The sequence below is a fragment of the Actinocatenispora sera genome (genome assembly GCF_018324685.1).
In the GTDB taxonomy this organism is placed as follows: domain Bacteria; phylum Actinomycetota; class Actinomycetes; order Mycobacteriales; family Micromonosporaceae; genus Actinocatenispora; species Actinocatenispora sera.
Window position 1 is genome coordinate 3,308,980 of the sequence record NZ_AP023354.1, and the last position, 15,468, is coordinate 3,324,447.

General features: G+C 73.0%; 13 protein-coding genes. 6 read left to right on the plus strand and 7 right to left on the minus strand.

The window, feature by feature from the left end:
* Positions 1–356 precede the first annotated feature (356 nt).
* On the minus strand, positions 357–1,364 hold the full coding sequence (locus tag Asera_RS15940; protein ID WP_051802813.1) for a mechanosensitive ion channel family protein: 1,008 nt from the start codon (positions 1,362–1,364) through the stop codon (positions 357–359).
* A gap of 240 nt (positions 1,365–1,604) precedes the next feature.
* On the opposite strand from Asera_RS15940, the gene Asera_RS15945 reads away from it, so the two are divergent.
* Both Asera_RS15945 and Asera_RS15950 read left to right on the plus strand, forming a co-directional pair.
* Entirely contained in the window at positions 1,605–2,165 is a 561-nt protein-coding gene (locus Asera_RS15945) for an HNH endonuclease (protein WP_035298088.1), read from the plus strand.
* A gap of 186 nt (positions 2,166–2,351) precedes the next feature.
* A complete protein-coding gene (locus Asera_RS15950) occupies positions 2,352–3,206 on the plus strand; it encodes an EamA family transporter (protein WP_030448763.1) in 855 nt (284 codons plus the stop codon).
* Positions 3,207–3,320: 114 nt separating this feature from the next.
* On the opposite strand, the gene Asera_RS15955 is transcribed toward Asera_RS15950, so the two are convergent.
* The 3 genes from Asera_RS15955 to kynU form a co-directional block, all read right to left on the minus strand.
* Positions 3,321–4,520, minus strand: coding sequence for a S53 family peptidase (locus tag Asera_RS15955; protein WP_030448764.1), 1,200 nt, complete (start codon positions 4,518–4,520; stop codon positions 3,321–3,323).
* Positions 4,521–4,540: 20 nt separating this feature from the next.
* Positions 4,541–6,805 carry a hypothetical protein gene (locus tag Asera_RS15960; protein WP_157035097.1) on the minus strand — a complete coding sequence of 755 codons (2,265 nt, stop codon included), beginning with the start codon at positions 6,803–6,805 and terminating at the stop codon, positions 4,541–4,543.
* Between the two features lie 153 nt (positions 6,806–6,958).
* Positions 6,959–8,221 carry a kynureninase gene (gene kynU / locus Asera_RS15965; protein ID WP_030448766.1) on the minus strand — a complete coding sequence of 421 codons (1,263 nt, stop codon included), beginning with the start codon at positions 8,219–8,221 and terminating at the stop codon, positions 6,959–6,961.
* Between the two features lie 75 nt (positions 8,222–8,296).
* Here kynU and Asera_RS15970 point away from each other — a divergent pair, with 75 nt between their 5' ends.
* From Asera_RS15970 to Asera_RS15980, 3 genes are all read left to right on the plus strand, one after another.
* Positions 8,297–9,733, plus strand: coding sequence for an amidase (locus Asera_RS15970; RefSeq protein ID WP_030448767.1), 1,437 nt, complete (start codon positions 8,297–8,299; stop codon positions 9,731–9,733).
* A 67-nt stretch (positions 9,734–9,800) separates the two neighbouring features.
* Complete coding sequence (ctaJ, locus tag Asera_RS15975) at positions 9,801–10,100, plus strand: aa3-type cytochrome oxidase subunit CtaJ (RefSeq protein ID WP_157035098.1); 300 nt, start codon at positions 9,801–9,803, stop codon at positions 10,098–10,100.
* A 7-nt stretch (positions 10,101–10,107) separates the two neighbouring features.
* Positions 10,108–10,578, plus strand: coding sequence for a DUF5130 family protein (locus Asera_RS15980; RefSeq protein ID WP_084132503.1), 471 nt, complete (start codon positions 10,108–10,110; stop codon positions 10,576–10,578).
* Between the two features lie 163 nt (positions 10,579–10,741).
* Here the strand turns inward: Asera_RS15980 and Asera_RS15985 are convergent, their stop codons facing one another.
* Together Asera_RS15985 and Asera_RS15990 are read right to left on the minus strand one after the other, a co-directional pair.
* Positions 10,742–10,930 (minus strand): hypothetical protein, encoded by a 189-nt coding sequence (locus Asera_RS15985; RefSeq protein WP_157035099.1) that lies wholly within the window; start codon positions 10,928–10,930, stop codon positions 10,742–10,744.
* 215 nt (positions 10,931–11,145) lie between these two features.
* Complete coding sequence (locus Asera_RS15990) at positions 11,146–11,580, minus strand: winged helix-turn-helix transcriptional regulator (RefSeq protein ID WP_030448770.1); 435 nt, start codon at positions 11,578–11,580, stop codon at positions 11,146–11,148.
* 104 nt (positions 11,581–11,684) lie between these two features.
* On the opposite strand from Asera_RS15990, the gene Asera_RS15995 reads away from it, so the two are divergent.
* Positions 11,685–12,587, plus strand: coding sequence for an NADP-dependent oxidoreductase (locus Asera_RS15995; RefSeq protein WP_030448771.1), 903 nt, complete (start codon positions 11,685–11,687; stop codon positions 12,585–12,587).
* Positions 12,588–12,839: 252 nt separating this feature from the next.
* Here Asera_RS15995 and pepN read toward each other — a convergent pair whose 3' ends face one another.
* Positions 12,840–15,383: an aminopeptidase N gene (gene pepN / locus Asera_RS16000; RefSeq protein WP_030448772.1), complete on the minus strand. Its 2,544-nt coding sequence runs from the start codon at positions 15,381–15,383 to the stop codon at positions 12,840–12,842.
* Positions 15,384–15,468 lie beyond the last annotated feature (85 nt).

Sequence of the window (15,468 nt, forward strand, 5' to 3'; positions counted from 1 at the left end):
CGGCTGTGGCGCGCGCAACTTCGCACGTCCGAGTCTGCCCGATTGGTGGGCGTATCGGTAGGCCGAACGGACGAGGTGTGGTTAACAAGGATCCGCTGCGCATTTCACAATCTGTAAGTTAGCTGCGGTATATGAGCCGCTTTCTCGGGGAGGCCGGCACGCTCCGCGACGATCGTGCTGGTCACGGGGCTCGTGGACGCGACGTTGCTATCCGAGTTCCGTACGGTCACCGTTCGGCCGCGATTCGTCCAGCGGTGTAACGACGTCCGTCGATGTCTCCGATGTCGGAGACATCGACGCTGCGTTCTCGGACAGGTGACTCACAGGCGGCGCACGAGTGGGGCCGAGGCGAGCGGCTACTCGGGCGCACCATCCTCCTGGGCGAGGAAGCGGCGCGGGTCCAGCCCGAGCGACAGCCCGGCCCGCTCCATCTCGGTGACCATCCGGCGGCGCAGCTCGCGGCCGACCTTCCACTGCGAGTCCGAGGCGGTCTTCGCGGTCACCCGCAGCAGCGCACCCTCCGGGGTCAGCTGCTGCACGCCCAGCACCTCGGGCTTGTCGATGAAGTCGGCCGCCCAGTCCTCGTCGTCGCCGAGCGAGTCGGCCGCCCGCTGCAGGGCGTCGGTGGCCTCGCCCACCGGCGCGCCGAAGCCGACCGGTACGTCGATGATCACCATCGCCCAGCTCTGGCTGTAGTTGCCGATCCGGGCCACCTCGCCGTTGCGGATGTACCACAACACGCCGGCACCGTCGCGCACCGTGGTGATGCGCAGGCCGACCGCCTCCACGGTGCCGGTCACCTCACCGACGTTGATCAGGTCGCCCACCCCGTACTGGTCCTCCAGCAGCATGAACATGCCCGAGATGACGTCCTTGACCAGTGACTGTGCACCGAAGCCGAGTGCCACACCGGCGATGCCGGCGCTGGCCAGCAGCGGCGCGAGGTCCATCCCCAGCTCGCTGAGGATCATCATCACCGCGATCGAGAACACCACGATCGAGGTGACGTTGCGCAGTACCGAGCCGATCGTCGCGGAACGCTGCCGGCGCCGCTCGGACAGCACGCCGTTCTCCCGCAACGACGCGTCCACCCGTTCCTTGAGCGGCCGCAGTACCGCCGGGGTGCCGCCGTTGCCCCTGGGCCGGGTGAACCGGCGGATCATCCGGTGCAGGATCCAGCGCGCCAGCAGCGCCACGACCAGGATCAGGATGATCCGGAACGGCTTGACCAGCAGCCACTCGCTGCTCGCCGCGAGCCAGCCGAAGCGCGGGTTCTGGCCGGTCCAGTTCCAGACCGTCTGGCAGAACGAGTCCGGGTCGGTGGCGCACTCGGGCTTGCCGGCCAGCTTCAGGGCGTGTGGCATGGCGGAAACCAGCGCTTCCGCGGACAACATGGGCACCTGACCTCGTGGTAGCGAATCGTCTCGGCGCGCCGCGGTACGACCGCGCCGCGCCGACGGTACGTGACCGACCGGGCCCGCTGCACACCACCTCCGGGCCCGCCGTTCGGTGCTACCGGGGATCGGCCGCTTGGTTTGTCACCGGATTAGTACGTGCATCCGGCGCCCCGGTCGGGGAGGATGGGCGCGGACGGAGGTGGGGCGATGTCCGGGTTACGGCCCTCCACCAGCTACGGGGCGTTGGTGCTCAACGCGACGTACGAGCCGATGTGCGTCGTGTCGGTGCGCCGGGCCGCCGTGCTGGTGCTTGCCGCCAAGGCGATCGCGGTCAGCGACGGCGACGGTTTCCTGCACAGCGCCAGACGCGTCCTGCCGACCCCGTGTGTGGTCCGCCTCACCCGGTACGTGCGGGTGCCCTACCGCGCGCACATCGGCATGACCCGGCGCGCGATCTTCGCCCGGGACCGCTGGGTCTGCGCGTACTGCGACGGCCCGGCCGAGACGATCGACCACGTGCTGCCCCGCAGCCGCGGCGGGCCGCACGCCTGGGAGAACGTGGTCGCGGCCTGTGCCCGGTGCAACCACCGCAAGGGCGACCGCACCCCGGCCGAGATGGGCTGGCGGCTGCGCTCGGCGCCGGTGGCGCCGAGCGGGCCGGCCTGGCGGGTACTCGGTCACCGCACCCCGGACCCGCGCTGGGCCTCCTGGCTCGGCCTGCCGCCGCAGCGCACCGACCCGCTCGGCCTGGGCGAGGCCACCGCCTGACCGTCGGCGCCACCCGCGATCGCGCGGGCGCCACCGGCTCGGCTCACCTGGCCGGGCGGGCAAGGGACGGCGCCGCCGGGGTGCAGCCCCACCTTCGCCGAACTGTCGACGGGCTGCGGGTCCAGATCTCGGTGGGCCGGCGGGGCGCCGAGATCGCCGGTCGGTCACGGCACGTAGGTTTCGGGCGTGGGTATCGTCCTCGCGCTCTGCGCCGCTGCCTGTTACGGCTGTTCGGACTTCCTCGGTGGGCTGCTGTCCCGGCGGTCCAGCCCGTACGCGGTGGCGGTCGTGGCGCAGTGCGCCGCGTTCCTGGTCGTGGCGCTCGTCGCCGCGGTCGCCGGGAACGGCATGCCGGCCGCGGCGGCGCTCGGCTGGGGTGCGCTGTCCGGCATCGGCAACGGGCTCGGCACCGTGTTCCTCTACCGCGGCCTCGGCTCGGCGCGGATGAGCGTGGTGGCGCCGCTGTCCGCGGTCGGCTCCGCCGGGCTGCCGGTGCTGGCGGGCGTCGCCCAGGGGGACCGGCCGGCGCCGCTGGCGATCGCCGGTATCGTCCTCGCGCTCCCGGCGGTCGCGCTCATCTCCCGCGGCGCCGACGAACCCGCCGGGCCGGAGGCGGGCTCGACCGCGCGGCGGCGGTCCGGGGTACTCGACGGGCTGCTGGCCGGTGCCGGGTTCGCGCTGCTGTTCGTCGCGCTCGACCGGGTACCGCACGACGCCGGGCTGTGGCCACTCGCCGGCGGCCAGGCGGTCGCGACGGTCAGCATCCTGATCGCCGGGCTGGCCGTGGGGGCCGGCCTGCGGTTGCCGGCCCGCCGGCTCGCGCCGGGCGCCAGCGTCGGGCTCCTCGGCGGCGCGGCCACCGTGCTGTTCGTGTTCGCCACCCACCGGGCGCTGCTGTCCATCGCGGCCGTGGTCACCTCGCTGTACCCGGCGCTGACGGTGCTTGCGGCGATGCTCGTGTTGCGGGAGCGGATCGCCCGGGGGCAGGCGGTCGGCCTGGCCGCCGCGGCCGCCGCCGTCGTGCTCATCGCGCTGGGCTGACACACCGCCCGCCGGTACGCCCGTCGCACCACACCGGCAGCCGTACGCCCGTCGCACCGGACCGGCCGCCGGAACGCTCTCGTTCCGGCGGCCGGCGGACACCGCCCGTACGGGTCAGAAGGCGGCGATGCCGTTCGGGGTGCCGTTGCCGGTCAGCCCGTCGTAGCCGGGCAGGGCGGTGCACAGGTAGTCGCCGCCGCAGTCGACCCCCTCGGCCGCGCCGGTGACGATGTCGTGCAGTTGCTCGCCGTGCGCGTAGAAGTACGACGCGTCCGGGTACCGGTCCGGATTGCCGGCCAGCGCGATGATCCCGGCGACGATCGGGGACGACGCGCTGGTACCGCCGGCCACGATCCAGCCGGTCTCCTGCTCGGTCTCGTACACCGCCACCCCGGTGTTGGGGTCCGCGACCGCCGCGATGTCGGCGATCATCCGGTTGGGGCAGTTCGGATCGTGCTGCCAGGCCGGTTTGGCGAGGTAGGCCGAGCAGCCGGTGCCCGACCCGCTCCACGCGCTCTCGGCCCAGCCCCGGGCGCTGCCGTCCCGGTGCAGGCTGGTACCGCCGACCGCGATCACGCTCGGGTACTCGGCCGGCGCGGTCGGGTTGCCGTAGCCCGAGTCCCCGGAGGACGCGACGACCGCGACACCGGGATGGCGGTAGCTGGCCGCGTACTGGTCGACGCCGTGGCCGTCACCGCCGCCGTAGCTGTTGGAGATCTCGGTGGCGCCGAGTGCCGCCGCGGTGTCCACCGCGGTGGACAGCGAGCCGGCATCGGGGTAATCGGCCTCCACCAGCAGGATGTGGCAGTCGGGGCAGACCGCGGACACCATGTCCAGGTCGAGCGCGATCTCGACCGACCAGCCTGCGTCCTCCGGCAGCGGGCTCGCCTGGCCGTCCTGGTTGACCTTCCGGAAGCAGCCGTTGGCCGTGGTGCAGGCGGGCAGCCCGTACGTGTCGCGGTAGACGGCGAGGTCGGCCTCGGCGTTCGCCGCGTCACCCGCGTCCACGATCGCGACCGTCTGGTCCGCCCCGCCGGTGGTCGGCAGATCGTAGGCGGACCGCAGGTCGGCCGGGCCGTACCCGGCGGGCAGCGCGGTACCGCTCGCCGGGCCGCGGACGCCATGCCCGCCGCGCAGGTCGGACCGTACCTTCGCCAGGCAGCGGAGCTGGCCGGGCCGGGCGGTCGGGCAGACGTCGCGGACCGAGCCGGCGCCGCCGGCCGCGGCCGCGGGCCCGGTGCCGGCGGCGACACCGGCCACCGCGGCGATCAGCGCCGCCACCAGTGCGGTACGGCGGATGGGGGAACGTCGCATCCTGATCACCTCCACGGGGTTCACTGGGCCGCCGCGAGCTGGTACGCGGCAGTGATGGTCTGCTCGATCGCGTCACCGTTCGCGTCGGTGGCGCGGACCCGCAGCATCGGCGCGGTGCCGGCGGCGCTGGCCGGATTGCGCCAGGTCACCGCGTAGGTGCCGGCCGCGCCGAGGACGTGCGCGGGGCGCCAGGTGTCGCCGTGGTCGAAGGAGACGGACACCTTCGCCGAGGCGATCGGCGAGGAGGATCCGGCCCCGTCGTAGCTGACGTGTCCGACCCGCAGTCCCATCGCCTGGATCGCGGCGGAACTGGTGTTTTGCCGGTCGACCGCCAGCCGGTAGTTCAGGGTCAGGACCGGCAGCACCTGGCAGGGTGTGTCGCCGTCCTGAATGGCGCAGTAGTCCCCCGCCGGCAGCGGACTCCCGGTCGTGCCGGGCGAGTACTTGACGGTCACCTCGGTGTGGGTCTTCGTCCACAGGGTGGCCCCGCTGTCGGCGGGCATGGTGGTGTCGAGCACGCCGCGGTAGGTGGCGTCGCTGTCCGGGACACCGGTGACCGTCGCGCCCAACGCGCGGTCCTGGTCGGCGATCAGGGTCCCGTTGCGGTACAGGATGAAGTGGGCCTGGGCCGGGTACAGGGCGGAGCCGCTGGTGTGGTCCGGCACGGCGTCGTGCTGCATCGGCATGCCGAGCGAGAGCGCATCGCCGGCGCTGCACGAGTAGCAGACGTGCCGGGCGCCGGTGAACTGGCCGAGGCCGGGAACGATCGGACCGCGTCCCCACTCGATCGAGTACTCGTGACCGGCCAGGTAGGTGTGCCCGTCACCGGCGAGGTCGGCGGTCGCCGTGGCCACCGCGTTACCCCACTGCCCGCTGTCGGCGGTGCCGACGTACATGGTCACGTCCGCAGGCAGCTGCTGGGCCGGGATCGGGCTCGCCATCGCCGGAACACCCCACTGCGGCGCGATCTGCGGGTCGGTCGGTCCGCCGAGCAGCGTCGTGTACCGGCCGTCGTCGCCGGGGTCGTGGTACAGGTGATGATGCACGGTGGCCAGTTGATCCGACCGCACCCGGTAGCTCTGATCGGCCGCGACGCCGTCGTCCGAAGCGAACGCGACGTCGTAGCGGTAGCTCTGGTCGGCCGGCGCGCCGATCCAGTGCACCAGGTAGTGCAGCCGGCCGGTGGTCGCCGCCGGCTGCGGGTTGACGTAGATGGGCGCGTCGCCCGACTGGTTGTTCTCGAAGCCGAAGCTGGCGCCGGTCGCGTCGAAGCGGTAGTACGTGGTCACCAGCACGTCCTGGACGGCCGGTTTCGGTGTGCTCACCGTGACCGGTGACGTCGCGGTGCGCAGGTCCAGGGTGACCTGGCTGGGCGCGGTCGAGGCGGCGACGGTGAAGTCGTCGACCACCACGGTCAGGTTCTTGCTCTGGTCGCCCTGCTCGTCGAAGGAGTCACCGAAGGTCTGCGCGGTGTAGTGCCCGGCGGGCACCATCACCCGCTCCGAGGATCCCTGCAGCTCCACGACCGGATCCGCACGGGCGGCCGAGTCCGTGTTGGTGATGAACACCGGCAGGTAGTCCGGCGTGTTCCCGTCCGCGTCGATCCCGTTGACCTGCAACGTGTACAGCGGGTAGTGCGGCGTCACGGTCTTCGCGGTGACGCTGGCCGCGTCCAGGCTCATCCGGGTCATGCCGGCGAACAGCGGCGTGCTGCCCGGGGCACGACCGGCGGCGACGTCGGCGCCGATCCGGTGGCGGGCCGCCGTGGCGAGTGCGCTCGCGGACTTCGCGGTCAGGTACCCGCGGGCGGTGGTACCGCGCACCGCGGTCAGCGTGACCCCGGCCGGCGCCGTGGGAGTCACCCCGTCGGCGAACGACAGCCGGACCGGGATCCGCGCCCCGTCGTCGATGCCGCGCGCGGCCATCGTGGTCACGTCGAACAGCGACAGGTCCAGCTGCCGCCCCAGGTAGGGGGTGGCGACCGCCGGAATGACGTAGTGGTCGCCGGCGGCGGTCTGCACCGAGTGCACGCCGCCGTGCCGGCTGGGCTCGACCGTGTACGTCGGCTTGCCGGTGCCCGCGCCACTGACCGTGACGTGGTCACCGGTCGGCAGCGTCACCGTCGTGGTGTCGGTGGCGGGCAGCGGCGTCGCCGTCGGCGTCGTCGGTGCCGCGCCGGCCGGCGCGGACAGCCCGAGCAACGCGGCCACCGCACCGCCGGCCCACAGCGCCCACCAGCGCCGCGGCAGCCCTGGAACCGTCCTTCTTTCCGGATCTCGTCGCATGGACGTGCCCCTTCGGTAGGGAGTACTTCCTCCCACCGGTTGTCCGATGGGTGCGGAAGTGTTCACGTCCCTTCAATGCCGTCCCGTTGCGGAAGGGTTCACTCCGGCCGGAATCCTCGCGCTGCGTCGCTGATGTGGACCTGACGGTGACGGTCAGGTGACCCGGCGCCGTGTCACCGGGTACGACCGGTAACTGCCGCTCGCGAGGATCTCGCGTAGCCGGTGGAACGCCTCGTACACATCGACGAACCGGGTGTACAGCGGGGCGAGGCCGATGCGCAGCCGGTCCGGGGTGCGGAAGTCCGGGAGCACGCCGGCGTCCTGCCAGGCCTGGCACAGCTGCCAGGCGTTCGGGTGGTACAGCGTGACGTGCGCGCCGCGCCGCTGCGGATCCCGCGGGCTCGCCAGCCGGCAGCCGTGCTCGGCCAGCCACGCGTCGTGCAACTCCACCGCGTACGAGGTCAGCGCCATCCCCTTGGCGCGCACCGGTTCGATGCCGACCTCGGCCGCGATCCGAGCGCCGGCCCGCGCCCCGTACGCGGACAGCACCGGCGGGGTGCCGACCAGGAACCGGTCGATGCCGTCCGCGGGGGCGTAGCGGGAGTCCATCTCGAACTGGTCCGCCTGGCCGAACCAGCCGGTGATCGGCTGCCGCAGCTGCGCCTGCAACTCGCGCCGCACGTACAGGAACGCCGGCGAGCCGGGGCCGCCGTTGAGGTACTTGTACGTGCAGCCGACCGCGAGATCGACCTCGGCGGCGCGCAGCGGCACCGGTACCGAGCCGGCCGAGTGGCACAGGTCCCACAGCACCAGCGCGCCGACCTCGTGTGCGGCGGCCGTGATCGCGGGCAGATCGGCGATGGCGCCGGACCGGTACGCCACGTGCGACAGCAGCACCAGGGCCACGTCGTCGTCCAGCGCGGCGAGTACCTGCTCGGTGTCCAGTCCGGCGTCGAGGTCGGCGGTGACCGGCCGCAGCGTCAGCCCGCGTTCGGCCGCGAGCGACTGCAGCAGGTACTGATCGGTGGGGAAGTTGTCCTGGTCGACCACGACGACGTGCCGGTCCGGCCGCGCCGACAGCGCGGCCGCGGCCAGCTTGTACAGGTTGACGCTGGTCGAGTCGCTGAGTACCAGTTCGCCCGGCTCGGCGTCCAGCACCGGCCCGGCAAGCAGGTCACCGACCTCGCGGCCGAGCTCGATCCAGTGCGACCAGCCACGGATCAGCTCGCCGCCCCACTCGCCCCGGACCGCCGTCGCGAACTCGTCGACCGCCGCCACCGGCAGCCGGCCGAGCGAGTTGCCGTCCAGGTAGATCGGCCCGTCCGGCTCGATCACGAACCGCTCCCGCCAGCCCGCCAACGGATCCGCGGTATCGCGCCGCTGCGCGTCCGCCACCCCGAACCCCGCACTCTGCATGCCGCCATCCTCGCAGTCCGGCGCCCCCCTCACCAGGCGGTGAGGGGGCCGGGGCCGGGGAACTACCGTGGCGGAGTGACCCCACTGCACGAGCTGACCGCGCTGCAACAGGCCGCGGCGATCCGGTCCGGCGAGCTGTCGCCGGTGGAGCTGGTCGAGCACTACCTGGCCCGGATCGCGGCGTTCGACTCCCGGCTCGGTGCGTTCGTCACGGTCACCGACCAGGCGGCCCGGGACGCGGCGAAGCGCGCCGAGGTGGCGGTCACGATGGCCGAGCCGTTGCCGGCGCTGCACGGGGTGCCCACCGCGATCAAGGACCTGGCGGCGACCGCCGGCGTGCCCACCTCGTACGGCTGCGTCGCGCTCGCGCAGCACGTACCGGACGCCGACGCGCCGGTGGTCACCGCGCTGAGCTCGGCCGGCACCATCAGCCTCGGCAAGACCGCGACCAGCGAGTTCGGTACCACGCTGTACACCGAGGCGACCGGCTTCGTGCCGACCGCGAACCCGTGGCGGCGGGGTGCGAGCCCGGGTGGCTCGTCCGGTGGTGCCGCCGCCGCGGTGGCGGCCGGGCTGGTACCGGTGGCGCACGGCAGCGACGGGGGCGGCTCGCTGCGGGTGCCGGCGGCGCTGTGCGGGCTCATCGGGTACAAGCCGAGCCGCGGGCTGATCCCCGGCGCCGGCGGGTTCGGCCTGGCCAGCCAGGGGCCGATCGCGCGCACCGTGCCGGACGCGGCGGCGCTGCTCGACGCGATGGCGGTGGCGGCGCCGGGGGAGCCGTACCTGCCACCCCCGCCACCCGAGGGCGGGTACCGGGCGGCGGCGACCCGGGCGACCGGGCCGTTGCGGATCGCCGCGTACCTGGATCCGCCGCTGTTCGACACGACGGTGCACCCGGACTGCGTCGCCGCCTATCGCCGGGCCGCGGAGCTGCTCACCGGCCTCGGGCACGACGTCGTCGAGGTACCCGGGCCGTACGACCCGGCGATGCTCGCCGACTTCCGGGTGGTGGCGTGCCTGCTCGGCCGGCCCGACGCGGTCGGCAAGATGGCCCGGTGGATGGCCGGCGAGGCGAGGCGGCACTCGGCCGCCGACCTGCTCGCCGCGCACGGCCGGCTGCTCGCCGCGATCCGGGCCGGATCGGCGGAGCTGGCCGGATACGACCTGGTGCTCACCCCGACGTTGGCCCGGCCGGGTGTCGGCATCGGGCATTTCAACCAGATGAGTCCGGAGGAGGATTTCGACGCGCAGACCGCGCTGTCGCCGTACTGCTCCGTGCACAACCTGTCCGGGGCGCCGGCGGTGAGCGTGCCGATCGGCGCGGATCGCACCGGCCTGCCGGTCGGGGTGCAGCTGTCCGCGCCGCTGGGCGGCGACGCGCGGCTTCTTGCGGCGGCTTCCGCCCTGCACGACGCGTCAGGGTGGAAAGAGCGGCACCCGCCCATCTGGACCAAGCTACCCTCGGCTACGGTGAATCTCGGTCCACGTTCGTTGGGCACCGAGCCCCGCTGACGGAGCTTCGGTCATGCCGACCGGACGAGTCGGCGAGGGTCGCAACGAGGCGAGGTGCGTTGAACCTGTGACAGTCTGGGAAGTTGTGCTCGTCTTCGTCGGTATCCCGGTCGGAGTGTTCCTGCTGCTGGCCGCCGCGGTGTACGGCGCCGGTTCGCGCCGCTCCCGCCGGTACCGGCCGGGTCGGCCGTTCGAGTTCGCGCCGGTGTGGTTCCTGGCGGCACCGGAGCGCATCCTGACCGCGGACGACGGGCCGGAGCCTGCCGAGCCCGGTACCGCGATGCTCCCCGCAGGTGAGGCCGCCGGTGCCGTCGCCACCGCTGGCACGGTCCGGGGCGTCAAGGGGGGCGCAAGTGGCAGTTGGTGAGGCAGCGATGACCACCTCCGACAGCGGCCGGCACGAGCTGAGCGAGCCGCACGTCACCAGTCACGGCGAACCGGTCGAGCATCCGCCGACCCGCGGCTCGCTGTTCGACGGCATCGCCGACGGTCCGTTCAACGGCGGCCAGCTGGTGCGGCTCGACGAGGCGCTGCGCGCCGCGGACGAGCAGTCCGGGCTGGCGTTCAGCGTCTACGTGGGCGGGCTCGACGGTGACGACCACCGCCGGGCGGCCGACGCGATGCACGACCGGTTGGCCAACCCCGATGTCGGTGTGCTGCTTGCGGTGTCGCCGAACCAGCGGGTGGTCGAGATCGTGACCGGCCCGGTCGCGGCGAAGAAGCTGCCGGACCGCGTCTGCGCGCTGGCCGCGCTGTCGATGACCGCGGCATTCTCCGGCGGCGACCTCGCCGGCGGCATCGTCACCGGCCTCCGCATGCTGAGCGACCAAGCCCGCGTTCCCTGATCGGCTGGGGCGCTGCGCCGCGCCCCAGCCGCCCGCTGGACTGCGCCGATTCGAGGCTTGTGTGTTGTCGCACACGGCGCCTCGCCTCGGCTTGCCAGCGAACGGCTGGAGCACGGCTCGCTCGCGTCCCCTCACATCACCGTGAGACCAGACAACAGGCCGGTCAGTTGACGGAGCGGCGTCCGCGGCCGACGGTGGGACGTTGCTGGACGCCGGCTTCGGGGTCGCCGCAGTGCGGGCACGGCACGAACCCCTGCACGGTGCGGTAGCGGCCGTCCACGACAGCGGCGTGCATCTGGAGCACCTCACCGGACCCGAGGCACGTGGTGCACACGTTGCTTGGTGCCGACATGGCGCTCACCTTACTGGTCTGGCCGACAACGTCCAGTGCCGATTCTGGTACCGATCCGAACGCGTGTGCTGTCGGATTCCCGCGCGTGTCGCGCCGGCCACGGCACCGCTCGCCCACCGCGCGTTCGCGGACGCGTCGTGGCGCGACGACACCGCGTTCGGCCGCCACATCGTTGCTCGATCGCTCCGCGTTCGCCGGACCGCCGGCCCGGCCGGTCAATCCGAGCGGGTGGCCGGGGATCGGTCGGCGTCGCGGGCCCGCCGGTCGTAGCGCCGGCGGGAGGACCGGACGTCCGGCATGTGTTGCTCGGCCCAACGTTTGAGCGGTGCGATCACCGCGACGAGGCTCGCGCCGAGCGGCGTCAGCGTGTAGTCGACCCGGACCGGGACGCTCGCGGTGACGGTGCGGTCGACCAGTCCGTCGCGTTCCAGCTGGCGCAGCGTCTGGGTCAGCATCTTCTGGCTGACGCCGGCGATCTGGCGGCTCAGCTGGGAGTAGCGCGCCGGGCCGCCGTCCAGCGCGGCGAGCACCAGCGTGACCCACTTGTCGGCGATCGTGTCCAGCACCTGTCGGGACGGGCACTCCGCGATGAAGGCGTCGTACTCCTGCCTCGCCTCGGCCCGGCGCTGGCTGGCCGTCGTCGTCGCCATCGCACACCTCCACCCTCGTTACGCACTCTCAGGTGCCTACTTCCCGATAGAGAGTAGCGGCCTTACGTTGGTGCGCACAACGCCCGTACGACGAGGGAGCAGTGATGCGTGCAGCGATACGAGGTACCGGCGGCCCGGCCGTCGTCGAGGTGCCGGCACCGGTACCGGCGGCCGGCCAGGTACGGATCTCAGTGGCCGCGGCGGCCGTCAACCCGGTGGATCTGGCGACCCAGGACGGACTGTTCGGCGAGCTGGCCGCGGCCGGCCTCGGCTGGGACGTCGCCGGCACCGTCGACGCGATCGGCGCCGGCGTGGACGGCCTGGCACCCGGCGATGCGGTGTTCGCCTTCCGGGACCGGTTGTCCGCGGCGACCGGCAGCCACGCCGAACTGGTCGTGCTGGACGCCGCCGCGGTCGCCGCCGCACCCGGGCTCGACCCGGCACGGGCGGCGACGGTGCCGCTGAGCGCGACGACCGGCTGGCAGGGCCTGGACCGGCTGGACCTGCCGGCCGGCGACACGATCCTCGTCACCGGTGCGGCCGGTGCCGTCGGCCGGTTCACCAGCACGCTCGCCCGGCGGCGCGGCCTGCGGGTGGTGGCCGCGATCCGGCCCGGCACCGCCGATCGCGTCCCGGCCGGCGTCGAGCACGTGGTCGAGACCACGCCCGGCTGGCCGGACGCGGTACGAGCGCTGCGGCCGGGCGGCGTCGACGGGGTACTGGATGCCGCCGGGCTCGGTGCGCCGGCGCTCGACGCGGTGCGCGCCGGCGGCCGGTACCTGTCGGTGCTGCCGATGCTCCCGCTGCCGCCGGCGCTGCGCGGTACGCACACGTCCGCGGTCGCGGCGTACAGCGACGCGACGGTGCTCACCGAGCTGGCGAAGCTCGCCGTCGCGGGGGAGCTGGAGTTGCCGGCGGTGGAGCGGTTTCCGCTCGATGCGGCCGCCGCAGCCTACCGGCGGGCGGCGCAGCCGGGCCGCACCGCCGCCGTGGTCCTGGTGCCATAGCGCCGGACCGGTCCGACGGCGCTATGGCCCGCGATCGGCGCCGTCCACCCGCAACGAGCGGTCCCCGGTCCGCAGCGAGTGTCCCCGGTCCGCAACGAGCGGTCCCCGGTCCGCAGCGTGTGTCCCCGGTCCGCAGCGAGCGGTCTCCGGGCCGCAACGAGCGGTCGCCGGCAGCGGGAGCGGCAAGTGGTCGCGGGCAACGAGCGGCGCCCGTCTCGCGTGGTGCGGAACGGGCGCCGGATCGTGCCGTGCTCAGCGCGCGGCGGTGTCGCAGGCGCGGGCGCGCAGGGCGCGCTCGACGCCGTCCTTGCCTTCGGCGACCAGCCGGCGCACCGGCGCCGGGTGCTCGCCGGCCAGCCAGCTGTCGGTGGCCGCCACGGTGGCGTCGTCGACCAGCAGGCTCGGGTACCCCATGATGGCGAACACCTGCGCGACCTCACCGTCGAACCGCTCCGCCACGCCGGCCACGTCGGCGAAGTAGCGGTCCCGGTACGGGGCGAGCAGCTCCAGCTGCGCGGAGTGCCAGAAGCCCTGCAGCATCGCGCGCTGCAGCCAGTTCGGCAGCGAGGTGTCGGTGGTGATCTTCGTCCAGATCTCCGCCTTGGACGCCGCATCCGGCAGCGCCGCGCGGGCCACCGACGCCTGCCGCTGGCCGCTCGCGGTGTTGTCCCGGGCCAGTTCGGCGTCGATCTCGGCACTGCCGTACACGCCGAGCGCGACCAGGCTGTGCAGCAGGTGCCAGCGCAGGTCGGTGTCGACGGTCAGCCCGTCCGGCACGCCCTCGCCGGCGAGCCAGCCCTTCAGTACCGCGAGGTCCGCGTCGCTGCGGGCGAGCGCCGCGTACTCCTGGGCGAAGGCGAGCTGCCGGCCGCTGCCCGGCTCGGCGCTGCGCAGCGCCGCGTCGAACGTGCGGGCGAGCAGCGCCCGGCCCTCGTCCTGCCAGGCCGGGTCGGCATACAGGTTGACCGCCTGGCGGGCGGTGCGGGCGAGGATCGTCACCAGGTTGACGTCGGTCTCGCTGCCGATGCCGGCGGCGACCATCCGGACGAACTGGCGGGCCGGCAGCTCGGCGTCGCGCAGCATGTCCTGCGCGGCGGCCCACACCAGACCGCGCGGCAGCGAGTCGGCGAAGTCCGAGACGTGCTCGACGATCGTGGCCAGCGAGCGCTCGTCCAGCCGGATCTTCGCGTACGTCAGGTCGTCGTCGTTGATCAGCAGCACGTCCGCGGCGGGCTCGCCGGCCAGCTCGGCGACCTCGGTGCGCTCGCCGGACACGTCCAGCTCGACCCGCTTGCGCCGCACCAGCTTGCCGTTGTCCAGGTCGTACAGGCCGATCGCGAGCCGGTGGGTGCGCAGCGTCGGGTAGTCCTTCGGCGCCTCCTGCAGCACCGCGACGGTGCCGTAGTTCTCGCCGTCCCGGGTGATCTGCGGGCGCAGCGTGTTGACCTGCGCGGTGGTCAGCCACCGCGACGCGTACTCGCGCAGCTCCCGGCCGGACGCCTCCTCCAGCGCACCCAGCAGGTCGTCGAACGTGGCGTTGCCCCACGCGTGCTTCGGGAAGTACGCGCGCAGCCCGGCCACGAACGCGTCCCGGCCCACGTAGGCGACGATCTGCTTGAGGATGCTCGCGCCCTTGGCGTACGTGATGCCGTCGAAGTTGACCTCGACGGTTTCCACGTCCGGAATATCGGTGTACACCGGGTGCGTGGTCGGCAGCTGGTCCTGGCCGTACCCCCAGCGCTTGCGCAGCGCGAGGAACGTGGTCCAGGCGTCGGAGAACCGGGTGGCCTCGGCGTTGCACCAGTGGCTGGCCCACTCGGCGAACGACTCGTTCAGCCACAGGTCGTCCCACCAGCGCATGGTCACCAGGTCGCCGAACCACATGTGCGCCAGCTCGTGCAGGATCGTGTTGGCGCGCTGCTCGTACTCGAAGTTGGTGACCTGCGAGCGGAACAGGTAGTGCTCTTCGGAGATGGTGATGCAGCCGAAGTTCTCCATCGCGCCGGCGTTGTACTCCGGCACCAGGAGCTGGTCGTACTTCGGCAGCGGGTACCGCATGCCGAACTGTCCGTGGTAGAAGTCGAAGCCCTGCTTGGTGATGGTCAGGATGTCGTCCGCGTCGAGGTGCTCGGCGAGGCTCTTGCGGCAGTACACCCCGAGGTCGATGCCGTCGTGTTCGTCGCGCACCTCGTGGTACGGCCCGGCGCAGACCGCGGTGACGTAGGTGCTCATCGTCGCGCCCTCGGCGAACGTGACGACCTTGTCCGCGTCCCGCTCGGTCACGTCGGCGACCGGCGAGTTCGAGACGACCCGCCAGTGCTTCGGCACCGTCACCACGAAGGTGTGCCTGGCCTTGAGGTCGGGTTGGTCGAAGCAGGCGAACACCCGCTGCGCGTCGTTCGTCTCGAACTGCGAGTAGAGGTACACCTCGCCGTCGACCGGGTCCAGGGCGCGGTGCAGGCCCTGGCCGGACGTCGAGTACGTGCAGTCGGCCTCGACCACCAGCTCGTTCTCGGCGGCGAGGCCGGGCACTGCCAGGCCCTTGGTCGAGTCGTACCCGGAGAGGTCCAGCGCGACGCCGTTGAGGGTGGCGGACCGCAGCGTCTGGGCCGTGATCTCGACGAACGTGGCGGCACCCGGCTCCGCGCAGCGGAACCGGATCTCGCTGCGGGAGGAGAAGGTGGTGCCCTCACTCGGTGCGCCCGCGCCGTCGGTCAGATCGAGGGTGACCCGGTAGGTCACCTCGGACAGCAGCCGGGCCCGTTCGACGGCCTCGGTGCGTGCCAGGTTGTGGATGCCAGGCAAGTCTCCTCCTTGGTGCGCCAGTCGGCCCGCGGAGGCCGCCCGCTGGGGGAGGTGGCATCGTCGCCGGCCGGAAGCA

Excerpts from the sequence above, each read along its gene's own strand:
- Asera_RS15940 (WP_051802813.1), bottom strand. The coding sequence starts at position 1,364 with ATGCCACACGCCCTGAAGCTGGCCGGCAAGCCCGAGTGCGCCACCGAC.
- Asera_RS15945 (WP_035298088.1), top strand. The coding sequence starts at position 1,605 with ATGTCCGGGTTACGGCCCTCCACCAGCTACGGGGCGTTGGTGCTCAAC.
- Asera_RS15955 (WP_030448764.1), bottom strand. The coding sequence starts at position 4,520 with ATGCGACGTTCCCCCATCCGCCGTACCGCACTGGTGGCGGCGCTGATC.
- Asera_RS15960 (WP_157035097.1), bottom strand. The coding sequence starts at position 6,805 with ATGCGACGAGATCCGGAAAGAAGGACGGTTCCAGGGCTGCCGCGGCGC.
- kynU (WP_030448766.1), bottom strand. The coding sequence starts at position 8,221 with ATGCAGAGTGCGGGGTTCGGGGTGGCGGACGCGCAGCGGCGCGATACC.
- Asera_RS15980 (WP_084132503.1), top strand. The coding sequence starts at position 10,108 with ATGACCACCTCCGACAGCGGCCGGCACGAGCTGAGCGAGCCGCACGTC.
- Asera_RS15985 (WP_157035099.1), bottom strand. The coding sequence starts at position 10,930 with ATGTCGGCACCAAGCAACGTGTGCACCACGTGCCTCGGGTCCGGTGAG.
- Asera_RS15990 (WP_030448770.1), bottom strand. The coding sequence starts at position 11,580 with ATGGCGACGACGACGGCCAGCCAGCGCCGGGCCGAGGCGAGGCAGGAG.
- Asera_RS15995 (WP_030448771.1), top strand. The coding sequence starts at position 11,685 with ATGCGTGCAGCGATACGAGGTACCGGCGGCCCGGCCGTCGTCGAGGTG.